Origin of the sequence: Nocardia brasiliensis, from assembly GCF_042691675.1 — a bacterium.
Lineage (GTDB): Bacteria > Actinomycetota > Actinomycetes > Mycobacteriales > Mycobacteriaceae > Nocardia > Nocardia brasiliensis_D.
In genome coordinates, this window is sequence record NZ_CP170507.1 from 6480191 (window position 1) to 6500472 (window position 20282).

The 20282-nt window shown below is 68.2% G+C and carries 21 protein-coding genes and 1 pseudogene; 11 read left to right on the forward strand and 11 right to left on the reverse strand.

Going from position 1 to position 20282, the window contains the following annotated elements; all coding sequences use genetic code 11:
- Nucleotides 1–35 precede the first annotated feature (35 nt).
- Entirely contained in the window at nucleotides 36–605 is a 570-nt protein-coding gene (locus tag ACFK0J_RS29820) for an NAD(P)H-dependent oxidoreductase (protein WP_378732928.1), read from the reverse strand.
- Nucleotides 606–746: 141 nt separating this feature from the next.
- Between ACFK0J_RS29820 and ACFK0J_RS29825 the strand changes: the two genes are divergently transcribed.
- Both ACFK0J_RS29825 and nadE read left to right on the forward strand, forming a co-directional pair.
- Entirely contained in the window at nucleotides 747–1352 is a 606-nt protein-coding gene (locus ACFK0J_RS29825) for a TetR/AcrR family transcriptional regulator (protein WP_378743137.1), read from the forward strand.
- Between the two features lie 29 nt (nucleotides 1353–1381).
- On the forward strand, nucleotides 1382–2209 hold the full coding sequence (nadE, locus tag ACFK0J_RS29830; protein WP_378732930.1) for an ammonia-dependent NAD(+) synthetase: 828 nt from the start codon (nucleotides 1382–1384) through the stop codon (nucleotides 2207–2209).
- An 84-nt stretch (nucleotides 2210–2293) separates the two neighbouring features.
- Here the strand turns inward: nadE and ACFK0J_RS29835 are convergent, their stop codons facing one another.
- The 6 genes from ACFK0J_RS29835 to moaA all read right to left on the reverse strand — a co-directional run bounded on the left by ACFK0J_RS29835 (nucleotide 2294) and on the right by moaA (nucleotide 7302).
- Complete coding sequence (locus ACFK0J_RS29835; protein WP_378732933.1) at nucleotides 2294–3010, reverse strand: glyoxalase; 717 nt, start codon at nucleotides 3008–3010, stop codon at nucleotides 2294–2296.
- 167 nt (nucleotides 3011–3177) lie between these two features.
- Nucleotides 3178–3792: a methyltransferase family protein gene (locus ACFK0J_RS29840; RefSeq protein ID WP_378732935.1), complete on the reverse strand. Its 615-nt coding sequence runs from the start codon at nucleotides 3790–3792 to the stop codon at nucleotides 3178–3180.
- Nucleotides 3793–3845: 53 nt separating this feature from the next.
- Nucleotides 3846–5096, reverse strand: coding sequence for an RNA polymerase sigma factor (locus ACFK0J_RS29845; protein ID WP_378732937.1), 1251 nt, complete (start codon nucleotides 5094–5096; stop codon nucleotides 3846–3848).
- A gap of 8 nt (nucleotides 5097–5104) precedes the next feature.
- The gene (locus ACFK0J_RS29850) at nucleotides 5105–5818 is read right to left on the reverse strand and encodes a YciI family protein (protein ID WP_378743139.1); all 714 of its coding nucleotides are present in this window, start codon (nucleotides 5816–5818) and stop codon (nucleotides 5105–5107) included.
- Nucleotides 5819–6008: 190 nt separating this feature from the next.
- Nucleotides 6009–6251 carry a MoaD/ThiS family protein gene (locus ACFK0J_RS29855; RefSeq protein WP_378732939.1) on the reverse strand — a complete coding sequence of 81 codons (243 nt, stop codon included), beginning with the start codon at nucleotides 6249–6251 and terminating at the stop codon, nucleotides 6009–6011.
- Nucleotides 6244–7302, reverse strand: coding sequence for a GTP 3',8-cyclase MoaA (moaA, locus tag ACFK0J_RS29860; protein WP_378732941.1), 1059 nt, complete (start codon nucleotides 7300–7302; stop codon nucleotides 6244–6246). Before moaA ends, ACFK0J_RS29855 begins: the two co-directional genes overlap by 8 nt.
- 139 nt (nucleotides 7303–7441) lie before the next feature.
- Between moaA and glp the strand changes: the two genes are divergently transcribed.
- From glp to ACFK0J_RS29880, 4 genes are all read left to right on the forward strand, one after another.
- Nucleotides 7442–8689, forward strand: coding sequence for a gephyrin-like molybdotransferase Glp (gene glp, locus ACFK0J_RS29865; protein WP_378732943.1), 1248 nt, complete (start codon nucleotides 7442–7444; stop codon nucleotides 8687–8689).
- A gap of 39 nt (nucleotides 8690–8728) precedes the next feature.
- The gene (moaCB, locus tag ACFK0J_RS29870) at nucleotides 8729–9823 is read left to right on the forward strand and encodes a bifunctional molybdenum cofactor biosynthesis protein MoaC/MoaB (RefSeq protein WP_378732945.1); all 1095 of its coding nucleotides are present in this window, start codon (nucleotides 8729–8731) and stop codon (nucleotides 9821–9823) included.
- Nucleotides 9810–10244 carry a molybdenum cofactor biosynthesis protein MoaE gene (locus ACFK0J_RS29875; RefSeq protein ID WP_218470791.1) on the forward strand — a complete coding sequence of 145 codons (435 nt, stop codon included), beginning with the start codon at nucleotides 9810–9812 and terminating at the stop codon, nucleotides 10242–10244. Before moaCB ends, ACFK0J_RS29875 begins: the two co-directional genes overlap by 14 nt.
- A gap of 89 nt (nucleotides 10245–10333) precedes the next feature.
- A complete protein-coding gene (locus tag ACFK0J_RS29880; protein WP_378732947.1) occupies nucleotides 10334–11341 on the forward strand; it encodes an AraC family transcriptional regulator ligand-binding domain-containing protein in 1008 nt (335 codons plus the stop codon).
- Nucleotides 11342–11365: 24 nt separating this feature from the next.
- Here the strand turns inward: ACFK0J_RS29880 and ACFK0J_RS29885 are convergent, their stop codons facing one another.
- The 4 genes from ACFK0J_RS29885 to ACFK0J_RS29900 form a co-directional block, all read right to left on the reverse strand.
- Entirely contained in the window at nucleotides 11366–11557 is a 192-nt protein-coding gene (locus ACFK0J_RS29885; RefSeq protein WP_378732949.1) for a hypothetical protein, read from the reverse strand.
- 188 nt (nucleotides 11558–11745) lie between these two features.
- A complete protein-coding gene (locus tag ACFK0J_RS29890) occupies nucleotides 11746–12792 on the reverse strand; it encodes a CobW family GTP-binding protein (protein ID WP_378732951.1) in 1047 nt (348 codons plus the stop codon).
- An 83-nt stretch (nucleotides 12793–12875) separates the two neighbouring features.
- Nucleotides 12876–14294 (reverse strand): N-acetylmuramoyl-L-alanine amidase, encoded by a 1419-nt coding sequence (locus ACFK0J_RS29895; protein WP_378732953.1) that lies wholly within the window; start codon nucleotides 14292–14294, stop codon nucleotides 12876–12878.
- A 145-nt stretch (nucleotides 14295–14439) separates the two neighbouring features.
- Nucleotides 14440–14985: a sigma-70 family RNA polymerase sigma factor gene (locus ACFK0J_RS29900; protein WP_378732955.1), complete on the reverse strand. Its 546-nt coding sequence runs from the start codon at nucleotides 14983–14985 to the stop codon at nucleotides 14440–14442.
- 220 nt (nucleotides 14986–15205) lie between these two features.
- Here ACFK0J_RS29900 and ACFK0J_RS29905 point away from each other — a divergent pair, with 220 nt between their 5' ends.
- From ACFK0J_RS29905 to ACFK0J_RS29925, 5 genes and pseudogenes are all read left to right on the forward strand, one after another.
- Nucleotides 15206–15577, forward strand: coding sequence for a hypothetical protein (locus tag ACFK0J_RS29905; RefSeq protein ID WP_218470796.1), 372 nt, complete (start codon nucleotides 15206–15208; stop codon nucleotides 15575–15577).
- 25 nt (nucleotides 15578–15602) lie between these two features.
- Nucleotides 15603–16352 carry an SDR family oxidoreductase gene (locus ACFK0J_RS29910; RefSeq protein WP_378732957.1) on the forward strand — a complete coding sequence of 250 codons (750 nt, stop codon included), beginning with the start codon at nucleotides 15603–15605 and terminating at the stop codon, nucleotides 16350–16352.
- A 270-nt stretch (nucleotides 16353–16622) separates the two neighbouring features.
- Nucleotides 16623–17315, forward strand: coding sequence for a hypothetical protein (locus ACFK0J_RS29915; protein ID WP_378743141.1), 693 nt, complete (start codon nucleotides 16623–16625; stop codon nucleotides 17313–17315).
- Between the two features lie 523 nt (nucleotides 17316–17838).
- Nucleotides 17839–18981: pseudogene (locus ACFK0J_RS29920) on the forward strand (transcription termination factor Rho, short form); the annotation flags it as partial.
- A 75-nt stretch (nucleotides 18982–19056) separates the two neighbouring features.
- Complete coding sequence (locus ACFK0J_RS29925; RefSeq protein WP_378732958.1) at nucleotides 19057–20259, forward strand: MFS transporter; 1203 nt, start codon at nucleotides 19057–19059, stop codon at nucleotides 20257–20259.
- Nucleotides 20260–20282 lie beyond the last annotated feature (23 nt).

The following is a 20282-nucleotide window of genomic DNA, read 5'->3' on the forward strand; positions in this document are numbered from 1 at the left end:
GTGGAGATGACCCTCGAGAAGACCGGATCGGAAGCTTACACGGCGGCCAATTCGCCCCGAGTGGCCTGCACCAGTTCGTGCACGGTGGCCGCCAGCTTGGTCAGCGCCTCGGCGTCCTCGCGCGGGTGCGCCGCGCCGAACCGCTCGCCGATCGTGGCGAAGTGCAGGTGCGCGGACTCCACCACGCTCGCGCCCGCCACGCCGAGCGACTTGACCGCGTCGCCGTGTGCCCACTGCGCGGCGTTGGGGCTGATCGACGCGCTGACCACGGCGGTCGGCTTGCCCTTGATCGCACCGGCGCCGTACGGGCGAGAAGCCCAGTCGATGGCGTTCTTCAATACGCCCGGCAGCGTGCCGTTGTACTCCGGGGTCACGATGAGCAGGCCGTCGGCCGCGGCGACCGCACCCCGCAATGCCTGCGCGGCGGCGGGCACAGCGCCTTCGATGTCGAGGTCTTCGTTGTAGAAAGGAATATCGGCGAGGCCCTCGTAGAGGGTGATCTCGACACCCGCCGGGGCCGTCTGCACGGCAGTCTCGGCAAGCTGCCGATTGATCGAGGCCGCACGAAGGCTTCCGACGAGAGCGAGGATCCGGGTCTGGCGCATGACAGCTCCTGGTGTACTGAATGGATGGTCCGAAGTTTCATCCCTGACTAACCGGACCACGGTCCGATTACTTCCCACGAGGACTGCGTGAGCGCTGTGAGCTACCCCACACCGGACGTCCCCCTGCCAGGGGGCCGTCCGCTGCTCGGCATCGGCGCACCCCTGCCCGGCGCGTCCGAACCCACCGAACGCGCCGACGCCGCCCGCAACCGGCAGCTGCTGCTCGACGCCGCGCAACAACTGGTGCGCGAGCAAGGCGTCGACGGCCTCACCATGGACGCGCTGGCCAAGCGGGCGGGGGTCGGCAAGGGCACCGTCTTCCGCCGGTTCGGCAGCCGGTCCGGGTTGTTGATGGCGTTGCTGGACCACTCCGAGCGCAAGTCCCAGGAGTCGTTCATGTTCGGTCCGCCGCCGCTGGGGCCGGGCGCGCCGCCGGTGGAACGGCTGGTCGCGTTCGGCCGGGCGCGAGTGTTCGACATCGACGTGGAGGGCGAGCTGTACCGCGCGGCCGAGATCGGCGAGGCGGGTGAGCGCTATTCCGGCGCGCCCTACGTCCTGCTCAAGACGCACGTGTCGATGTTGCTGCGGCAGGCGGGCGTGTCCGGCGAGATTCCATTGCTCGCCGACGGCCTGCTGGCCACGCTCAGCGCCGCCTTGATCATGCATCAGATGCACGCCCAGGGCTTCAGCCGGGACCAGATCGCAGACAACTGGGAAGCGCTCGTTCGCCACGTTGTTTCGCGGTGAGTAGTGAATCGTCAGTAAAGTGGGCTGCCATGCGGAACCTGCGCGAACAGATCATCACGGAATTGGGCGTCCAGCCGAACATCGAGCCGAAGACCGAGGTGCGGCGGCGGGTCGATTTCCTCAAGGATTATCTGACCGCCACTCCCGCAAAGGGTTTCGTGCTCGGTATCAGCGGCGGGCAGGACAGCTCGTTGGCGGGACGGTTGTGCCAGTTGGCGGTGCAGGAATTGCGCGCCGACGGCGCGGACGCGACGTTCCTCGCGGTGCGGTTGCCCTACGGCGTGCAGTCCGACGAGGCCGACGCGCGCGCCGCGCTGCGGTTCATCCAGCCGGACAAGACGGTGTCGGTGAATGTGCGCCCGAGCGCGAACGCGACCGCGGGCGAGGTGGCCTCCGCGCTGAAGATCGACAAGCTGCGCGACTTCGTCCGCGGCAACATCAAGGCCCGCGAGCGGATGGTGATCCAGTACGCGCTGGCCGGCCAGGAGAACCTGCTCGTCGTCGGCACCGACCACGCGGCGGAGGCGGTCACCGGTTTCTTCACCAAGTACGGCGATGGCGGCGTCGACCTGACGCCGCTGACCGGCCTCACCAAGCATCAGGGCGCCGCGCTGCTGCAGGAGCTGGGCGCCCCCGAAAGCATCTGGTCGAAGGTGCCCACCGCCGACCTGGAGGACGACCGCCCCTCCCTACCCGACGAAGAGGCGCTCGGCCTGACCTACCGCCAGATCGACGACTACCTCGAGGGCAAGGACGTCACACCCGAGGTCGCCGAGCGGATCGAATCCATCTACCTGAACACCCGCCACAAGCGAACGGTTCCGGTGACCCCGCTCGACACCTGGTGGCGTGAGTAGATCGCCCCACCGGCCTGGGCACACCCTTTACTAGAGCCGCATGCCCGCTGTACCGGGTGTGCGGCTCACGCAACCGGTGCGTGCTCAAGGTTTGTCCGCGAGCCAGGACTGCAGATCAATGACCGTCCGTAGTTCGGCGGCGATCGCGGACCGGTCCTCCGTGGTGAGGTCCAGCGTGCCGATCTCGGTGACGAGTTCGGCGACTCTATCGGAATCGCCTGCGGCGGCCGCGATTTCAGCGAGCATGGCCAGCGCGCGGCCTCGGTCGGCGGGACTCGCGGTCGCCCCGTGGCGGCGCAGGCCGGTTTGGAGGATCCGGGCGGCGGCGTCGTCGTCGGTCTTGAACTCGCGGTAGTTGCGTGCGTTGTCCAGCGCCTTGGCCAAGCCCGAGAGTTCTTGCGCACCACCGTAATTCAATTTCGGAATCTCGTGCTGCAAGTAGATGACGGAGTTACCGACCGGATCTACGACGGTGAATCGGGTCTGCCCTGGCCGGAATCGGGTGATCCGGGGCAGTCCCCGCGCGGGCACCCGGCCGTAGCGGGCATGCAGCGCGGCGCTGAATTCCGCGTGCCAGTGGGCCACTTCGTCCACCTTGACCAGACAGCCGATATACGCCTGCTCCGCGCTGACGTCTTTCGGCGTCGGCCCGAAGTGCAGTTCGCAGCCGTCGAGCCGCACCTCGCCATAGGTGTACGGCCGGGTCATCTCTCGGGTGACCGTGTAGCCGAGCGTGCGATAGAAATCCAATGTTTCCGGTAGGTCGCCGCCCCAGAGCTGCGGTATCGAAACGTTCGCCATCTGTGCCTCCCGTGGTGATCAAGTCCGGAATCGACCGTACGGATCGGCGGGCCTCCCGCGCATATGCCGATTCCGGTGAGATAGATCACGTCCATGACGGTCGCCCCGACTCGGGCGCTGGTGACACGAGCCCTACCGATACCCAACGCCTTTCGCCCGTCCAGCCACTAATGCGGGATCGCGCGCCTACCGATGGCGGGTACGAACCGTCCGACCTCGGCGGTGTACGAACGGTAACTGTCGCCGTGTACGTCGAGCAGATACGGCTCCTCGACCAGCCGCACCTGTAGCTCGATCACTGCGACGAGCAGTAGAAATCCCGCCACGGCAACAAGATTGGGCGCTATGGCGGTGACGCCCGCGGCGAAGAGGAACATACCGGTGAAGATCGGGTTGCGCACCGTGCCGAAGATGCCGGATCGGACCAGCGTGGTGCGCTCGGCGGCATCGACGCCGATGCGCCATGATTCGCCCATGGCATGCTGCGCGAAGAGTGTGCCCGCGATTCCGGCGACAGCGGCGGCGAGCCCCAGCCATTGCACGATCGGCTTGTCCAGCAACGGAATCGGCGCTATCACTCCGGTCAGCTGCAGCACCGGTGCGGCGAACCCGAGGCAGAACGCGCCGACGAGCCCTACTCCGACAAGCCATTCCACCGGACTGGATCGGCTGTTCAGGCCGTGGAATCCGGTCGAGCCGCTGCGGCGCCACTGCCACCAGGTCCGCCAACCGAAAGCCGCCACGGCGAAAACGAGATACAAACCCACTGCGACTGCTGCCATCGCATTCCTCCTTCTGCGTTGCAGCCACAATACATAGCAGAATGCGCATGTGTCTATGGTTTGATCGTGTTGCGCCGCAAGGCGTTTTCCACCTCGGCGAGACGCCGGGACAGAAATCTCCGCACCTGCTCGTTGGCGGCGCGATCCCGTGCGATGCGGTAGTGCACCGCCGATTCCGGGTAGCGCCCCGCCCGGCGCAGCAGGTCGGCGCGGGTGGCCGCGACCAGATGTGAGGTAGCCAAACGCGGATGGTCGGCGATGTCGTCGAGCGCGGCCAGCCCCTCGTCGAAGCCACGCAGGAAGCCGACGGCGATCGCGCGATTCACTAGGACCGCCGGGGATTGCGTGTACCGCGACAACTCGTCGTAGCCGGATACGACTGCGCGCCAATCGGTCCGATCCCACGTGGGCGCGGTGGCATGGGCTGCCGCGATACGAGCCTGCGCGAGATAGGGACCGGTGCCGTCCGCCGCGGCGGACACCAGGCAGCGCAGCCCCGCTCGGATCTGCGAGTGATTCCATCCCGCGCGGTCCTGGTCTTCGATCGGCACCAATTCCTGATCGGTGCCGCGTCGTTGGCCGCGCCGACTGTCGTTGAGCAGCATGAGCGCGAGCAGGGCGCGCGCTTCGGGATCGTCCGGTAGCAGCGCGCACAGTAGTTTGCCGAGTCGAATCGCTTCGTCGCACAGCTCATCTCGGACCGCGGTAGGCCCTGCGGTGGCGAAGTAGCCTTCGGTGAAAACCAGATAGACGCAGGCGAGCACCGCGGGCATGCGCTCCGGCAACAGCGGCGCAGGCGGTACCCGCAGCGGAATGCCCGCAGCGCGAATTTTTGCCTTCGCGCGGGTAAGACGTTGGGCCACAGTATGTTCCGGTTGCAGGAAAGCCCTCGCTATCTCCGCGGTCCGCAGCCCGCACACCAACCGCAGGGTCAGTGCGACCTGCGACTCCGGCGACAGCGCCGGATGGCAGCAGGTGAAGATCATCCGCAATTGGTCGTCCGCTACCGGCGACACGTCGACCTCCTCGCTCGGCGCGGATAGCAGCACCGCGTCCTGCTCTTTGCCGCCCCTGGCCGACTCGCGCCGCAGCCGGTCCAGGGCGCGGTTGCGCGCCGCGGTGGTGATCCAGGCGCCCGGGTTCGACGGCACACCCCGGTCCGGCCAGGTGCGCAACGCGTCGGCGAACGCCTCCTGCACCGCGTCTTCGGCCAACCCGATATCGCCGACCAGCCGGGCGACCGTGGCAAGGGCCCGGCCGAATTCGGCGCGGTAGATGCCGTCGATCGCTTCGGCCGGGTCCATGCGTGTCGTCAGCCGTCGAGGTCGACGATCCGGCGGAGTTCCACCCGGCCCTTCGGACCGATCGGAATTCCGGCCGCGACCTCGGCCGCCGCCGCCCGACCCTGCGCCCTGATCAGATACAGGCCGTCGATCACCTCGGCCGATTCGACGAACGGCCCGTCGGTGAGCAGCAGCTGGTTGTCGCGCACCCGCACGGTGGTCGCGGTGGTGGGCGGCTGCACCGCTCCGCCGCCCACGATCGCGGCGCCGAACTGCTCGCCGAACCGCTGATGCTCGGCAACCGCGGCATCCCACTCGGGCGTGCCCGGCGCGATCACCTCTCCCGGCGACTCCCACAGCAGAGCAGTCCACCAGTCCGCACCCGGTGTGCCTTCGCACGCCCACTGCACCATCGGCCGCACCTCGACCGCACCATCCTCGGCCGCCGGAAGTTGCCGAGCGAGCTGAATGGCCTCGTCCAGGTCTTTCGCGTCGAACACGTAGAAGCCGCCGACCACCTCGGCCTGTTCGGTGAACGGACCATCCGTGACCAGCGTCCGATCTCCGCTGCGCCGGATATTGATCGCGGTCTCCGCCGGGTACAGCGCGGCCCCGCCCGCGACCGCGGCGGCGGCCTTCGCCTCGAACGCCGCGTACCTCTCGACCTCTGCCGCGAATCCCGCCGAGTCCGGCTCGACCTCCGGCCCGTCCCCGCGTCCCACCATTGCCGCCAGGTAGTACATGATCGTCATCCTTCCCGGAATCCGAGGAGCCCGATACCCCTCGCTACCTAGACGACGAACGCCACACCGACTTCTCTACACACCGCCGAATCGCGCACCGTCTTTGTTGGGGCCGCACCTTCTGTACCGGGCATGCGGCCTCCAGTAAGGGTGTGCGCCCGCTGCGGGTTGGGGCAGGCTGCGGGTTCGGTCAGCCGCCCGCGAACGGCGGGAGCACGTCGACCTGGGGCGTCAGCGCGGTGCGTGGGTCGCGGGTCAGCTCGTCACCGACGAGGTAGGCGCAGACCGACAGCATCTTGGCCAGGTCGGGGCCGTAGGAGGCGGACAAGGTGGACCGTAGGTCGGCTACGGTGGCACCGGCCGGAAAATCGAGGATCTCCCGGTCCTTGCCGACTGCGTCGGCGATCGCGGCGAAGTAACGGATCTCAACCACCGATGGCTCCCATTGTCCGTTCCGGCGGGACAAAGCCCTCGGCGTCGATGCCGTGGCCTGCCCATTTGTTCCACATCGCGCCACGCCACAGCGTGGCGAGTTCGGCGTCGTCCGCGCCGGAGCGCAACGCCTGGCGCAGGTCGTATTCCTGGTCGCTGAACAGGCAGGAGCGCAGCATGCCGTCGGCGGTCAGGCGGGTGCGATCGCAGGTGTCGCAGAACTTGCGGGTCACCGACGCGATGATGCCGACGGTCGCGGGACCGCCGTCGACCAGCCACGTCTCGGCCGGGGCGGCGGGATCGGCGCGCCCCACCGCGGTGAGGTCGAAGCGGGCGCCCAGCACGTCGAGCAGTTCGGCGGCGGTGACCATGTTGGCGCGGGCCCATTCGTGGTCGGCGTCGAGCGGCATCTCCTCGATGAACCGCAACTCGCACTTCTCGCCCAGACACCACTGGAGCAGATCCGATGCACCGGACAAGGTTTCCCGCATGAGCACGGCGTTCACTTTGATCGGCGTCAGACCGGCGGCGCGGGCGGCGCGAATACCGGCCAGCGCGGAGTCGAGCCGGTCGCGCCGGGTCAGCTTGGCGAATCCCGCACGGTCGACGGTGTCCAGCGAGACGTTCACCCGGTGCAGCCCGGCGGCGGCCAGCGCCTGAGCGCGATGTTCGAGTCCGACGCCGTTGGTGGTCATGGCCAGCGGCGTGTCCGGCACCTGTTCGTGACAGCCCGCGATGATTCGTTCGAGATCGCGCCGCATCAACGGCTCACCGCCGGTGAACCGGACCTCCTGCACCCCGAGCTCGCGAACGGCCAGGGACACCAGGCGCACGATTTCCTCGACGGTCAGCAGTTCGTGCTGCGGTATCGCGGGCAGGCCTTCTTCGGGCATGCAGTACGTGCAGCGCAGTGAGCACTTCTCGGTGATGGAGATGCGCAGATCGCGGGCCACCCGCCCGAATCGGTCCAGCAAGAACGGCGTATCGGGGCGGCCATCGAGCGAGGGACGCCCGGAACGCACGGCGGGTATCCCCATCTCGACCAGAGTCACGTGTCCATTATGACCTTTGGGCATCGATAGTCAGCAGCAGAAGGTACGGAATCGCACATCTGGTACGTGTTCGGTTTGTGTGGTTCACACAATCCAGACGTGCAGTGGACTTCGACGCCGGAACGTTACGCTGGCTCGCATGAACTCTCGGCCCGCCAGCGTCTCGGCCCGGCCCGTCGACGACTACCGGGACAGCATCGAACAGCTGTTGCGGCCGCTGGCCGCGCGTCCGGTCGAAGCGGTCACGGTGCCGGACGCACTGGGCCGGCAGCTGGCCGATGACGTCCGCTCGCCGGTGGACCTGCCGGTGTTCCGCAACTCGGCGATGGACGGCTACGCGGTACGCGCCGCGTCCGTCGCGGTGACGCCGGTGACGCTGCCGCTGGTCGGTGTCGTCGCGGCGGGCAATGCCGGGCAGACACCGTTGCCACCCGCGACCGCCATCAAGGTGATGACCGGCGCGCCGATCCCGCCCGGCGCGGACTGCGTGATTCCGGTCGAGGACGTGCACAGCGACGACGGCAGCGTGACCATCGAACGCGGTCGCGACGCAGGCGAATTCGTGCGGGAGCCGGGCACCGACGTGCGTGCCGGTGACCTGCTGGTTGGCGCGGGCACCACCCTCACGCCCCGGCACATCGCGGCGCTCGCGGCGGTCGGCCTGGCGACCGTTCCGGTGTTCCGCGCGGTGCGGGCCGCGGTCATCACCACCGGCGACGAACTGGTGGACGCGGGCAGCACGCTGCGGCCCGGGCAGATCTACAACTCCAACGGCATCGCACTGGCCGCCGCGCTCACCGCGAACGGTATCGACGTCGTCTCGGTCGCACACAGCACCGACGACCCGGCGCAGTTCCGCAAGCTGCTGTCGGCCGCGACCGGCGCCGCCGATGTCGTGTTCACCTCCGGCGGGGTGTCCAAGGGCGACTTCGAGGTAGTCAAGGACGTGCTCGCGCCGCTGGGCGGACAGTTCGGCTCGGTCGCCATGCAACCGGGCGGGCCGCAGGGCCTGACCGTTGTCGACGGCGTTCCGGTGCTCAGTTTTCCCGGAAACCCCGTCAGCACCATGGTGTCGTTCGAGGTGTTCGCCCGGCCGATCCTGCGCCACCTCGCCGGGCTGCCCGAGGTGGAGATCTACGAACTGCCGCTGCACAACGAGGTGGCCCGCTCACCGCAAGGCAAGCGGCAGTTCCTGCGCGGCAGGCTGATCCGCCCGAAGTCCGGCGAGCTGCCCGCGCTGCACCGGTATCCGGAGGCGGTGGAAGTGGTGTCCGGGCCGGGATCCCATCTCATCGCGGGCATGGCCTGGGCGGATGTGCTGATCGATGTGCCGGCCGAGATCACCTCGTTGCCCGCGGGTGCCGCTGTGCGAGTGTGGTCGCTGTGACCCGCCCGGTCGCACAGCTGACTACCCAGGAGTTGTTCGATGAGTGAGTTGTCCCATGTGGACGGCGAGGGCCGCGCCCACATGGTCGATGTGAGCGCGAAGGCCGACACCACCCGGATCGCGGTGGCCGCCGGTGAGCTGCGCACCACCGCCGAAGTGGTCGCCCTGGTGCGGGCCGACGACATGCCCAAGGCCGATGTGCTGTCCACCGCCCGGATCGCGGGCATCGCGGGGGCGAAGAAGACCTCGGAGCTGATCCCGCTGTGTCATCAGCTGGCGCTGTCCTCGGTGAAGGTGGAATTCGGCTTCACCGACACGTCGATCACCATCGAGGCGACCGCGAAGACCAAGGGGCCCACCGGCGTCGAGATGGAAGCGCTCACCGCGGTCGCGGTAGCCGGGCTGACCCTGCACGACATGGTGAAGGCGGTCGATCCGGCGGCCATCCTCGACGGAGTCCGGCTGCTCACCAAAGAGGGTGGGAAGCACGGACATTGGGTGCGTCCCGAGTCAGCCCCCAGCCATGAACGTCACGAGGCCGGAGCCGCAACAGCATCCGCGCCCAGTGGCACCGACGAACTTCATTCGGGCAGTCCTGCCAGCGAATCCGCGGTCAACGCCACGAATGACACACAACCGCAGCCACTTACCGGCGCACGCTCGGCGGTCGTCCTGGTCGCCTCGACCGGCGCCGCGGCGGGTACCCGCGTCGACACCACCGGTCCCGTCCTCACCGAATGGCTGACCGGACTCGGCTTTTCGGTGCGCGGACCGCTGGTCTACGCCGACGCCGACATCGCCGTCGGGCTGGTCGACGCGCTGCGCTTCGAACCGTCGCTGGTGGTCAGCACCGGCGGCACCGGCGCCTCCCCCACCGATGCGACCCCGGAGGCCACCCTGGCCGTGCTGGACCGCGAATTGCCCGGCGTCGCCGAGGCGATCCGCCAGCGCGGCACCGCGAAGTTCCCGCTGGCGGCGTTGAGCCGCGGCGTCGCCGGACTGGCGGGCCGATCGGTGATCGTGAATCTGCCCGGCTCACCCGGCGGCGTCAAGGATGGCATCGCGGTGCTCGAACCCCTGCTCGACCATCTGCTAGCCCAAGTCGCCGGAGGCGGAAACCATGACAACAACTGAACCCACCGTCCAACTCGCCCGGATCACCGACCAGCCGCTCGACGCCGCCGAAGTCGAAGCGGCGGTGAGTGGACCGCACTACGGCGCCGTCGTGGTGTTCACCGGCAAAGTCCGCGACCACGATGGCGGACAGGCGGTTTCCGCGTTGGAGTACTCGGCGCACCCGGCCGCCGAGCGCTTCCTGCACAAGGTCTGCGACGAGCTGGCGGCATCCGCCGGCCTACCGGTCGCCGCCGTACACCGGGTCGGCGCGCTGACCATCGGTGACGACGCGATCGTGGTCGCGGTCGCCGCCGCGCACCGCGCCGAGGCCTTCACCACCTGCGCCGAATTGGTGGACCGGATCAAGCACGAGGTGCCGATCTGGAAGCGTCAGCTGTTCGCCGACGGGTTGTCCGAATGGGTGAACGCCTGCGGTTAACCAGTCCGTGACACGAATCCCATGACGAATCAACACGCGGGAGTTAGCGTTTCCGCGCAGGTAGTTCGCCGGCGGCGAGGGAGGACGCGATGGGCACCGACCAGGTTTTGCTGCACCGGTTCGTCATCTCGCAACTCAGCGCGGCCGGGCTCGACCGAGATCGACTGATCCGCGAGACCGGCCTGCCGGAGTGGACGATGGCCGGTGCCGACGTGCATCTGCCGAGCCACACCTTCTCCCGGCTGTGGGAACTCGGCGAGCACGGACTCGGCGATCCGGACGTCGCGCTGAATGTGGCCCGGCGCTACCGACTTCCGTCCCTCGGCCTGTACGACTACCTGTTCTCCACCGCGCCGACGCTCGGCGCTGGCCTGGCGACCTGCGGGCCGTATGTCACCGCGGTCACCACCAATCACCGCTTCGACCTGGTCGCCGAGAACGACGACGAAGTGACCCTCTACCTCGACATGATTCGAGGCGAGGGCCGCGGCCGCGATCTCACCCAGCTGTGGGGCTTGGCCGCCGTGCTCAGCCGAGCGCGTCGGGTGGTGCGTGAACCGGTTGTCCCGCTGCGGGTTTCGCTGCGCCAGCAGGCACCGGCCACGCTCGCGACGTTCATCGAGGTATTCGGCACCACCGCGATCGAGTTCGACGCGCCGGTGGACGCGATGGTGTTCCGCGCTACCGACATGGAGCTGCCGCTGACCACCAGCGATCCGACGCTCGCCGCGATACTGCAACCACTCGCCGAGGCATTGCCGCCACCGCCGCCGCTGGCCACCGCGTGGCCGGAACGGGTCGCCGACGCGCTGGCCGACGCGCTGGAGACCGGCGACGTCTCGCTGGATCGAGTAGCGCGCCGGCTGGCCACCAGTCCGCGCACGCTGCAACGCCGGTTGATGGAGGCGGGCACCACGTGGCGGCGGGAACTGGATCGGGCGCGCACGGCACGGCTGAACGAAGCGACATCCGCGGGGCCGTTGAGCCGCTCGCGCCAGGCCGAACTGCTCGGATACTCCGACGCGGGCTCGATGCGACGCGCGGCGCGGCGCTGGTCCCTCGCCGCGCACGCCCGGCAGGCCGCCCAGTTCGACTAGGCCAGCACGGTTCGAGGTATGCCCTCACGGTTTGAGGAAACGCGCCGCGATCCCCCAGAACGTGGTGTTCTCGATCGCGCGGAAATCCCAGCTCTTGGCGATGGCATGGGATTCGGCGACTATGCCGGGGACGTCGAAGTCGTAGCGCGTGGCGGTGCCCTTGGCCTCCAGCACTTCGATCACGTACGCGGTGGCGCTCTCCAGCGAATCTGGCACGGAAAACTCCCATCGGTCGCACAACGAAAGGTCGCGTATCGGTGCACCGAATCGGACACGGCGCGCGGCATGCTCGCTCCATTGCGCACGTGCCGACGCGGCGGACACCAGGACAGTCTCGTGTCCATCCGGCGCCACCGCCAGCACCGAACGCGCCAGTTTCGGGCCGAACGCGCCAAACTCGTCGCTCAATGCGGTGTGTAGCGCCAGACGCCGAGCATGGCCTGCGGATCGAGCGGCTCGTCGGTCAGATGCGCGGTGTCCCGCAACCGTTTCAGCGCCAGCTCGGCGTCCAGGCCCGCACCGATGAGAACCAGTTGGGTGGTGCGGGTTTCGCCGCGCGCCCAGTTCTCCGGCTCGAACACCAGGTGGCGGCCGACCAGGTGCAGGACGAACTTCCGGCGCTCGTCCGCGACGGCGAACGCGACGAAGCCCTTGGCGCGGAACAGGCCGGGCGGCGGGTCTTCCAGGAAGGCGATCAACCTGCGCGGATCCAGTTCGCGCTCGCTGGTGAAGGAGACGCTGAGGTAGTCGTCGTGCAGGTGCCGGTGCTCGGCATGGTCGTGCTCGTGATCGTGGTCGAGCAACTCGTCGAAGCTCAATTGCTCGGCGACCCGGGGTGTTTCGCGCAACGGTTCGTCGAACAGCAGGCCGGGCTCCATGCGGCCGTGCGTGGTCGCGTACACCGGCACCTGCCCGACCAGCTCCGCGATGTCTTGCCGCAGCGCGGTCAGCTGCGCGGCGGGCACCCGGTCGGCCTTGTTGACCACCACCAGGTCGGCCAGCCGCAGATGGGTGGTCAGCTCGGGATGGCGCGCGCTGCTCGCGGGGAACTGCTCGGCGTCGACCACCTCGACCAGCCCGCCGTAGCGGATGCGCGGATTGTCGCTGCCGACCACCATGCGGATGAGGTTGCGCGGCTCGGCAAGTCCGCTCGCTTCCACCACGATCACATCGATCTTGGCGCGCGGCTGGGCGAGCCGAGTGAACATGTCATCCAGTTCGCTGACATCGACGGCGCAGCAGACGCAGCCGTTGCCGAGCGAGACCATGGCGTCGACCTGCCCGGCGACCAGCATCGAGTCGATATTGATCGCGCCGAAGTCGTTGACGACCACACCGATTCGGGTACCGCGGCTATTCCGCAACAGGTGGTTGAGCAGGGTTGTTTTCCCGGAACCGAGAAACCCCGCGACGATCACAACAGGAATCCGGTCAGCCACGCCGACCACCATACTGCGCGGCGCAATGGCCCCGAAGAGCCGAACGTCACCCTCGAAACCTGATCTTCGAGGGTGACGTTCGGGCGGTGGTGCTGCTATTTGGCGGGGCTGAGGAACTTGGCCGCCAGCGTGTAGGCGAGGTTGATCAGTTCCGCGGTGACCATGTTGTTGTCCAGGCCGAGCGCCCTGGCCAGCGGCACCAGCAGGGTCAGCACCATGTCGACCGTCTCGCGGAGAGCCGCCATGTCACCGGTCTCCGTGGTGCTCGGGGACTGTTGCGTGCCCGGCGTGTTCGGTGTCTGCTGCGTGTACGGGGACTGCTGCGTGCCCGGCCGCGGTGCGACGCCCGGCGCGGTCTGCGTCTGCGGCGAGTTCGGTGCCGCCTGCACCTGCGGCGCGGTCTGCGCCTGCGGTGCGGTCGGTGCCGGTGCGCCGCCCGGCGGTTGGGTCGAGGCGGGCAGCTGGGCGGGTGCGCCGACCGGCGGTTCGGTCGCGGCGGGCTGCGGCGCCGGAACGCCTACCAACGGATCGGTCGGAGCAGGCTGCTGCGCCGGTTCCAACGCCAACGGTCCGGTCGACGCCGGGTGCGGTGCCGGAACCCCGACCAGCGGCTCGACCGCAGCAGGCTGCGGGGCCGGTGCCCCTGCCGACGGCTCGGTCGCAGGCTGCGGCTGCGGCACGGGTGCCGCGGCAGGCCGGTCGCTCGCCATCTCCGGCGTTACCGACTGCGGGCCGAGCAGGTAGCCCACCAATCCGGTGGTGATGGCGATGGCGTGCCTCAGCTGACCTTCCTGGCTCTCCAGCAGTGCGGCATCTTCGGCGTTGGCGCCGTTGCCCATCTCCAGGAACACATCGGGCACCGTGGTGAGCGCGGGCCCGGCGATGTCCTTGCGCGGCTGCAAACCATCGGGGCTGGCGTACTTCGCCGGGACGAAACCCGCCCCAAGATAGGCGTCACGCATCGCCGTCGATGCGGCCAATCCCGCGGTGGACTGGATCGCGTTGATCGTCGGATCGGGGATCGGCAGTTCGGGCACGATCAGGTGGAAGCCGCGCTGGTCGGCGGGCGCGCTGTCGGCGTGGATGCTCACCGCGACGGCCGCACCGGACTCGTTGGCGGCCCTGGCGCGATCATCGATACAGCCGCCCCAGCCCTGATCGTCCTGGCGGCTCAGCACCACCTGCGCGCCGAGACCTTCCAGCGAGGTCTTCACCAGCTGCGCCACATTCCAGTTGATGGTGTGCTCGGGGACGCCGTGCACCGTGGTCATGCCGGTGGTCTGGCAGGGCTTCGTGCCGCCGCGGCCATCGCTGACCTGCTTGGCCAGGTTTTCGCCGTGCCCGGGGCCCTGATGGCCCGGATCCAGGAACACGATCTTGCCAGCGAGCTTGTTCGCCATTTCCGGCAGCGCCGGACCGGCTGTTGCGGTGACCGGGACCAATCCGGAGAGCGTCACCGTGACCGCGGCCGTGACGGCGGAACAGATTCCGGCCCTGATGATGCTTGGCTTCATGTTCGGTCGGTGCCCCGGGACAGGGGCACCCCTCCCTTCCCATTAGTAACACCAAACCCAGTAGTTCACTCTGGCAACGCGAGCACCAGGATAGCAACCCCAGTTACCGAACCGTTACCGCTGCGGCGGTGTGTTCGTGAGCAGATCAAGCGCCGCGCGGCAGCCTGCGCAGCGACCGTAGGGCGTAATGCACCCTCGTCTTCACCGTGCCGATCGGGACACCGATGTCATCGGCCACCTCTTGATACCCGCGATCCCGCAGGATCACCTCGACCACGGCCTCGCGCTGCGGGTCGGGCAGACGCGACAGCAGTTCCGCGACCAGCAGTCCGTCGATCAGACCGTCCGTGAAATCGGGGCGCGCGTAGCGGATGTCGGCGAGTTCCCCGACCTCGTCCCAGCCGGTGTCCGCCGGCCGGGCGGCCCGGGCTCGGACCATGTCGATGATGACGTTGCGCAGGATCGCCAGCAGCCAGGTCCGGACGCTGCCCTTGGTCTTGTCGAAGCACGCGCATGAGCGCCAGGCCCGCAGCAGCGACTCCTGCACCGCCTGCTCGGCCAGCCCGCTATCGCTCAGCGCACGCAGCGCCCGCCAATGCAGCAGCGCCCGCTCGGACGCCAGCACCGCGGCCAGACCGGCGTCGGTGCACACCCCGGCGCAGTGCGCGCCGCACGACGTAGACCGTCGCACCGTACGGACGGACCCGAGCCCAGCACATGTCATACCTCGGATATCGCGGCGGATCCGAGCGATGACAACATCGTGCGCGATTCAGTAATGCATCGACACAAGAAAAGTGGAATGCGGCACATTCGCGCGAGGTCTCTGGTAGATCTTGCCCCGGAGATTCGGGGATCTCCCAGGTCAGCCGCTGCGCGGCGGTTGGAGCACGATTCGAGGAGACATCGCCATGCGTGCAAGCACGCTCCTGATCGCGGGTGCCATGACGTCCGCGATGACCCTGATCGGCGCCGGGACGGCGGCCGCCGAACCCGCGAACACGATGCCGGGAGACGGCCTCTATCTGGTGGGCATCGACATCTTCCCCGGCATCTGGGAGGCGCCCGGCACACCCGACCCGGCGTACGGCTGCGATTGGCGCAGACTCTGGAAGGTCGAGGGCGACAACACCAACATGGACTACATCATCGGCAACAACTTCACCCGACTCGGCCCGATCCGCGCGGAGATCGAGCCGACCGATGTGGCCTTCAAAACCGTGAACTGCGGACCCTGGCGCCTGCTGCCCCCACCGCCGCGCACCGGATCCTTCGGCGGCTGACCCGGCGCCCGTTATGGTCGGGCGCATGACGAGGACCAAGATTCTGATCACCGGCGCGAGCGCGGGCCTCGGCGCCGCCATGGCCCGCGACTTCGCGAGCAAGGGCCGCGATCTCGCGCTGTGTGCCCGGCGACTGGGGGCGCTCGAGGCGCTGCGCGACGAACTCGTCGCCGCCCATCCCGATATCACCGTCGCGGTCCGCGCGCTCGACGTCGACGAGCACCAGGCGGTACCGCGGGTCTTCGGCGAGTTGCGCGACGAGCTCGGCGGGCTGGACCGGGTCATCGTCAACGCGGGCCTCGGCAAGGGTGCGGTTATCGGCAGCGGCCGGGCCGACGCCAATCTGGCCACGGCGATGACGAACTTCGTCAGCGCCCTCGCACAGGCCGAAGCCGCGCTGGAGATCTTCCGCGCACAGAACGCGGGCCATCTGGTGCTGGTGTCCTCGATGAGCGCCGTGCGCGGATTGCCGGGCAAGAAGGCCGCCTACTCGGCGAGCAAGGCGGGGCTCGCCGCCCTCGGACAGGCGCTCACCACGGAGCTGGCGAAGTCGCCGATCGCGGTCACCACGCTGCTACCCGGCTTCATCGCCACCGACATGGCGGCCAAGGCGGGCGACGCGCGCATGGTGACGCCACTGGACAAGGGCGTCGCCGCGCTGGTCACTGCGATCGAGAAGGAACAGCAGCGGGCATGCGTGCCCGCATGGCCGTGGCGGTTGATCGATCTGGTGCTGCCGCATGTGCCGGGCGCGCTCGTCTCGCGCATGGGCTGAGCCGAGGCCACCGCGCGTTTCTACGGACCAACGCAGAAAAGACAATTAGTGTCGTGCGCCACATTAGAAGATGCTGAAAGTTAGCTAAATGTCCGAATTTATACTTCTTTAACAATTGTCACGTCGAATTGACGTTTCCTTTGCAGGCTCTGTTACATGGCCGTAATGAAGTGAGACGACCCTTTGCGAAGGTTCGTATTCATGGGCCGCGCCCGGCCCGAAGCCCCTCGGGGTCGAAGGTGCTCCTGCTGAGGAAAGTGTTTGGAATACATGAAGGTCAAGAAGTTCGCTGCTACGTCCGCACTGGTCATCGCAGCAGTCGGCATCACGAGCGGCACCGCGCACGCGGAGCCCGCCGCCCCGGCCCCGGCACCGGGGACCACCGTGCGAACCGACATTCTGCCCGGCATCCACTACACCGCGAATGTGGTCGACAAATCGGTCGTGTTGAAGACCGATGCCGGTTCGCTGACGACGCAGGGCACCCAGTTCCAGGTTCTGGATAATCAGGGTCGCTTGGTTGCTGGCATGCCACTGACCTACCTCAAAGACGGCATGGAATGGCCGATCGCAGCGCAGATCGACGGCAACACCGCCACCTTCACGCCGAGCACGAACGCCGCTGACGCCCGCCCGGCCAGCATGTTGAAGCCGGTCGACGCGAAGGACGTCGCGGGCGCCGACTTCAACACCGCGCTCAGCACGGCGGCCACCCAGTTCGGCCTGGCCACCGCGGTCGGCACGCTGATCGGCACCATCGTCGGCGGTGCCCTCGGCTGCGTCGCGGGCGCGATCATCGGTGCGCCGCTGGTCGTTCCGACCTTCTTCGCGGGCCCGATCGGCCTGTGCATCGCGGGCGCGGGCGTCGGCATCGCCCTCGGTGCCGCGGCGGGCATGATCCTGCTCGGCGTCCCGGTCGGCATCGCCAGCGCGATCCAGTTCTTCAGCTCGGTCTACGGATAAATAGCACCGAACAACGCGATGCCCGGCAGGTGACGGCTCGACCACGTCACCTGCCGGGCATCGTCGCGTCAGCCGGTCGTTCCGGCGAACGTCGGCTCCGGTCAGCGGCGAATCACTTGCCCGCGTGTGGGCCCCACTCCTGGCCGCGTTCGACATCGCCCGTCCCCGACCAGCCAGCCGAGTGACCTCGGCGGACCCGCGACCATCGGCCGCAGGGTGTTCGCCCGGGTCACGGGAATATTGGCGCCCCGAAGGTCGTTGAGCGTAGGGCCGGTGACCAACACCATTGCGCGCCGATGAGCGAACCTGTACTCTCGGCCACGTCTTCTACTTGTGGATGTAGGTCAGCTTCTCCCACAAGAATTCCGAGATCCCCTCTTCCGACCCGGTCTATAGAACCGTTCCGGAATACTCCGAGGATCCTGCTCCGCGACGCGCCCATCGCCGTCGCCGTCACGGCCGTTCGCCGTACCCAAGAAACTCATTCCACGAAGGAAATCTCATGAACACCAACACAATTCAAGATGCGCCCGGCGACCGCGCGGCCGAACAGAAAGCGACCCGCACCGTCACCGGCATCCTCGACCTCACCGATAACCGCGGCACCCTGCGTCTGGACGGCTACCTGCCCGGACCACGCGACATCACCGTGCCACAACGACTCATCCGCGAACACCGCCTGCGCCGCGGCGACTTCATCACCGGCACAATCCAATCCGCGCCCACCAACGGCAAACCCGCGCCGCTGCAGACCATCGGCACCGTCAACGGACAGCAGCCGGACAAGCTCCGGCACCGCCCGGCCTTCGCCGACCTGGTGCCGATCTACCCCAACGAACGCCTGCGCCTGGAAACCGAACAGCACGCCATCACCACCCGTGTCACCGATCTGGTCATGCCGATCGGCAAGGGCCAGCGCGCGCTGATCGTCGCGCCCCCGAAAGCAGGCAAAACCTCTGTGCTGCAAGCGATCGCGCACGGCATCGCGAAGAACCACCCGGAATGCGAACTGCTGCTGGTGCTGGTCGGCGAACGCCCCGAGGAGGTCACCGACCTGACCAGGGCGGTACCCGCCGACGTCGCCGCCGCCACCTTCGACCAGCCCGCCCGCGACCACATCGCGGTCGCCGAACTCGCCATCGAACACGCCAAACGCCTGGTCGAAATGGGCCGCGACGTCGTGGTGCTACTCGATTCGCTGACCCGCCTCGCCCGCGCCTACAACCTGGCAGGCCCGTCCTCCGGTCGCGTGCTGTCCGGCGGCGTCGAAGCCTCCGCCCTCGCCCCGCCCAAACGATTCCTCGGCGCCGCGCGCAATATCGAGCACGGCGGCTCGCTCACCATCATCGCCACCGCACTGGTGGAAACCGGCTCGCTGGCCGACACGGTGATCTTCGAGGAGTACAAGGGCACCGGCAACGCCGAGCTCAAACTGGATCGTTCCGCCGCGAGCCGCCGGGTCTTCCCCGCCGTCGACATCGCCCAGTCCGGCACCCGCAAGGACGAACTCCTGCTCGCACCCGACGAGTTGGCCTCGACCAACACCCTGCGCAGGACCCTCGCCGGTCTGGACGGAAAACAAGCCCTCGACCTGCTACTCGAAGGCTTGCGCAAGTCCGAGACGAACGCCGAATTCCTCGCCCCGATGCGCACCGCGCGCGGCTGAGCGGCTTTTCGCCCTCGATATGGTCCCGGCGGAAACCCGCCGGATCATCGACCGACCCGCTGCTGAACTGGCGGCGTGTCCACAGTCCGCACTTCTCCCCCGATACCCGTCCGCGCGCCGCTGACCGGCTGGCTCGCCGTCGTCTCGGTGACAATCGCCATCTTCGCCATCGTCACCACCGAGATCCTGCCGATCGGCCTGCTCACCTCGATCGGTGCCGACTTCACCGTCTCCGACGGCATGGCCGGGCTGATGATGACCATGCCGGGCCTGGTCGCCGCCGTCGCCGCGCCGGTGGCGACCGTCGCCACCGGGCGGATCGATCGACGGGTCATGCTGTGCCTGTTCATGTTCCTGCTCGTGCTGGCCAACGCGCTGCTGGCGGTCGCACCGGCGTACTGGGTCGTGCTGGTGTCCCGGGTACTGGTCGGCGTCACCGTCGGCGGGTTCTGGTCCATCGCGGCCGGGCTGGCCGAGCGCCTGGTCCCCGCAGGATCGGTGCGCCGGGCCAACGCGGTGATCTTCTCCTCGGTGCCGCTCGGCTCGGTGCTCGGCGTACCCGCGGGCACCTTGCTCGGCGAGATCGCGGGCTGGCGAACGACATTCGTGCTCGTCGGCGTCGTCACGGCGGTGGTGCTCGGCATGCTGGTGGCGTTCCTGCCGCCGCTGCCCGCTCGTCAGGTCACCCGTGCGTCCGTGCTGTGCGGCCTGCTTCGCGGTGGCAATACTCGATTCGCCTTGCTGGCAACCTTTCTCGTCGTGCTAGCGCATTTCGGCACTTACACCTATGTCACGCCGTTCCTCGAACAGGTGACCCAGCTGGGGCCGGGCATGGTCACGCTGCTGCTCCTGATCTACGGTGCGGCAGGCATTCTCGGTAACTTCCTCGGCGGCGCCATGATCGAGCGGCGACCACACGCCACCTTCGGTGCTGCCGCGGCCCTGCTGGCAGGCGCCACGCTGCTGCTGCCGGTGCTCGGCCACTGGGCGGTGGGCGCGCTGGCGTTGTCGATCGTCTGGGGCATCGGGTACGGCGCGGTGCCGGTGTCCTCGCAAGCCTGGTTCGCCAAGGCCGCGCCGGACGCACCGGAGGCGGCATCGGTGCTGTTCACCGCGTCGTTCCAGGCGACGATCTCGGTCGGCGCGCTGGCCGGCGGCCTCGTGGTCGACCGCGCCTCGCCCACCACCGTCATGCTGCTCGGCGGACTCACCGCCACGCTGGTGATCGTCGCGGTATCGACCCATGCCGCCCAACGGCGCACCTGGCCGGATCGATGACCATTACCTCCGGCGTAATCGAC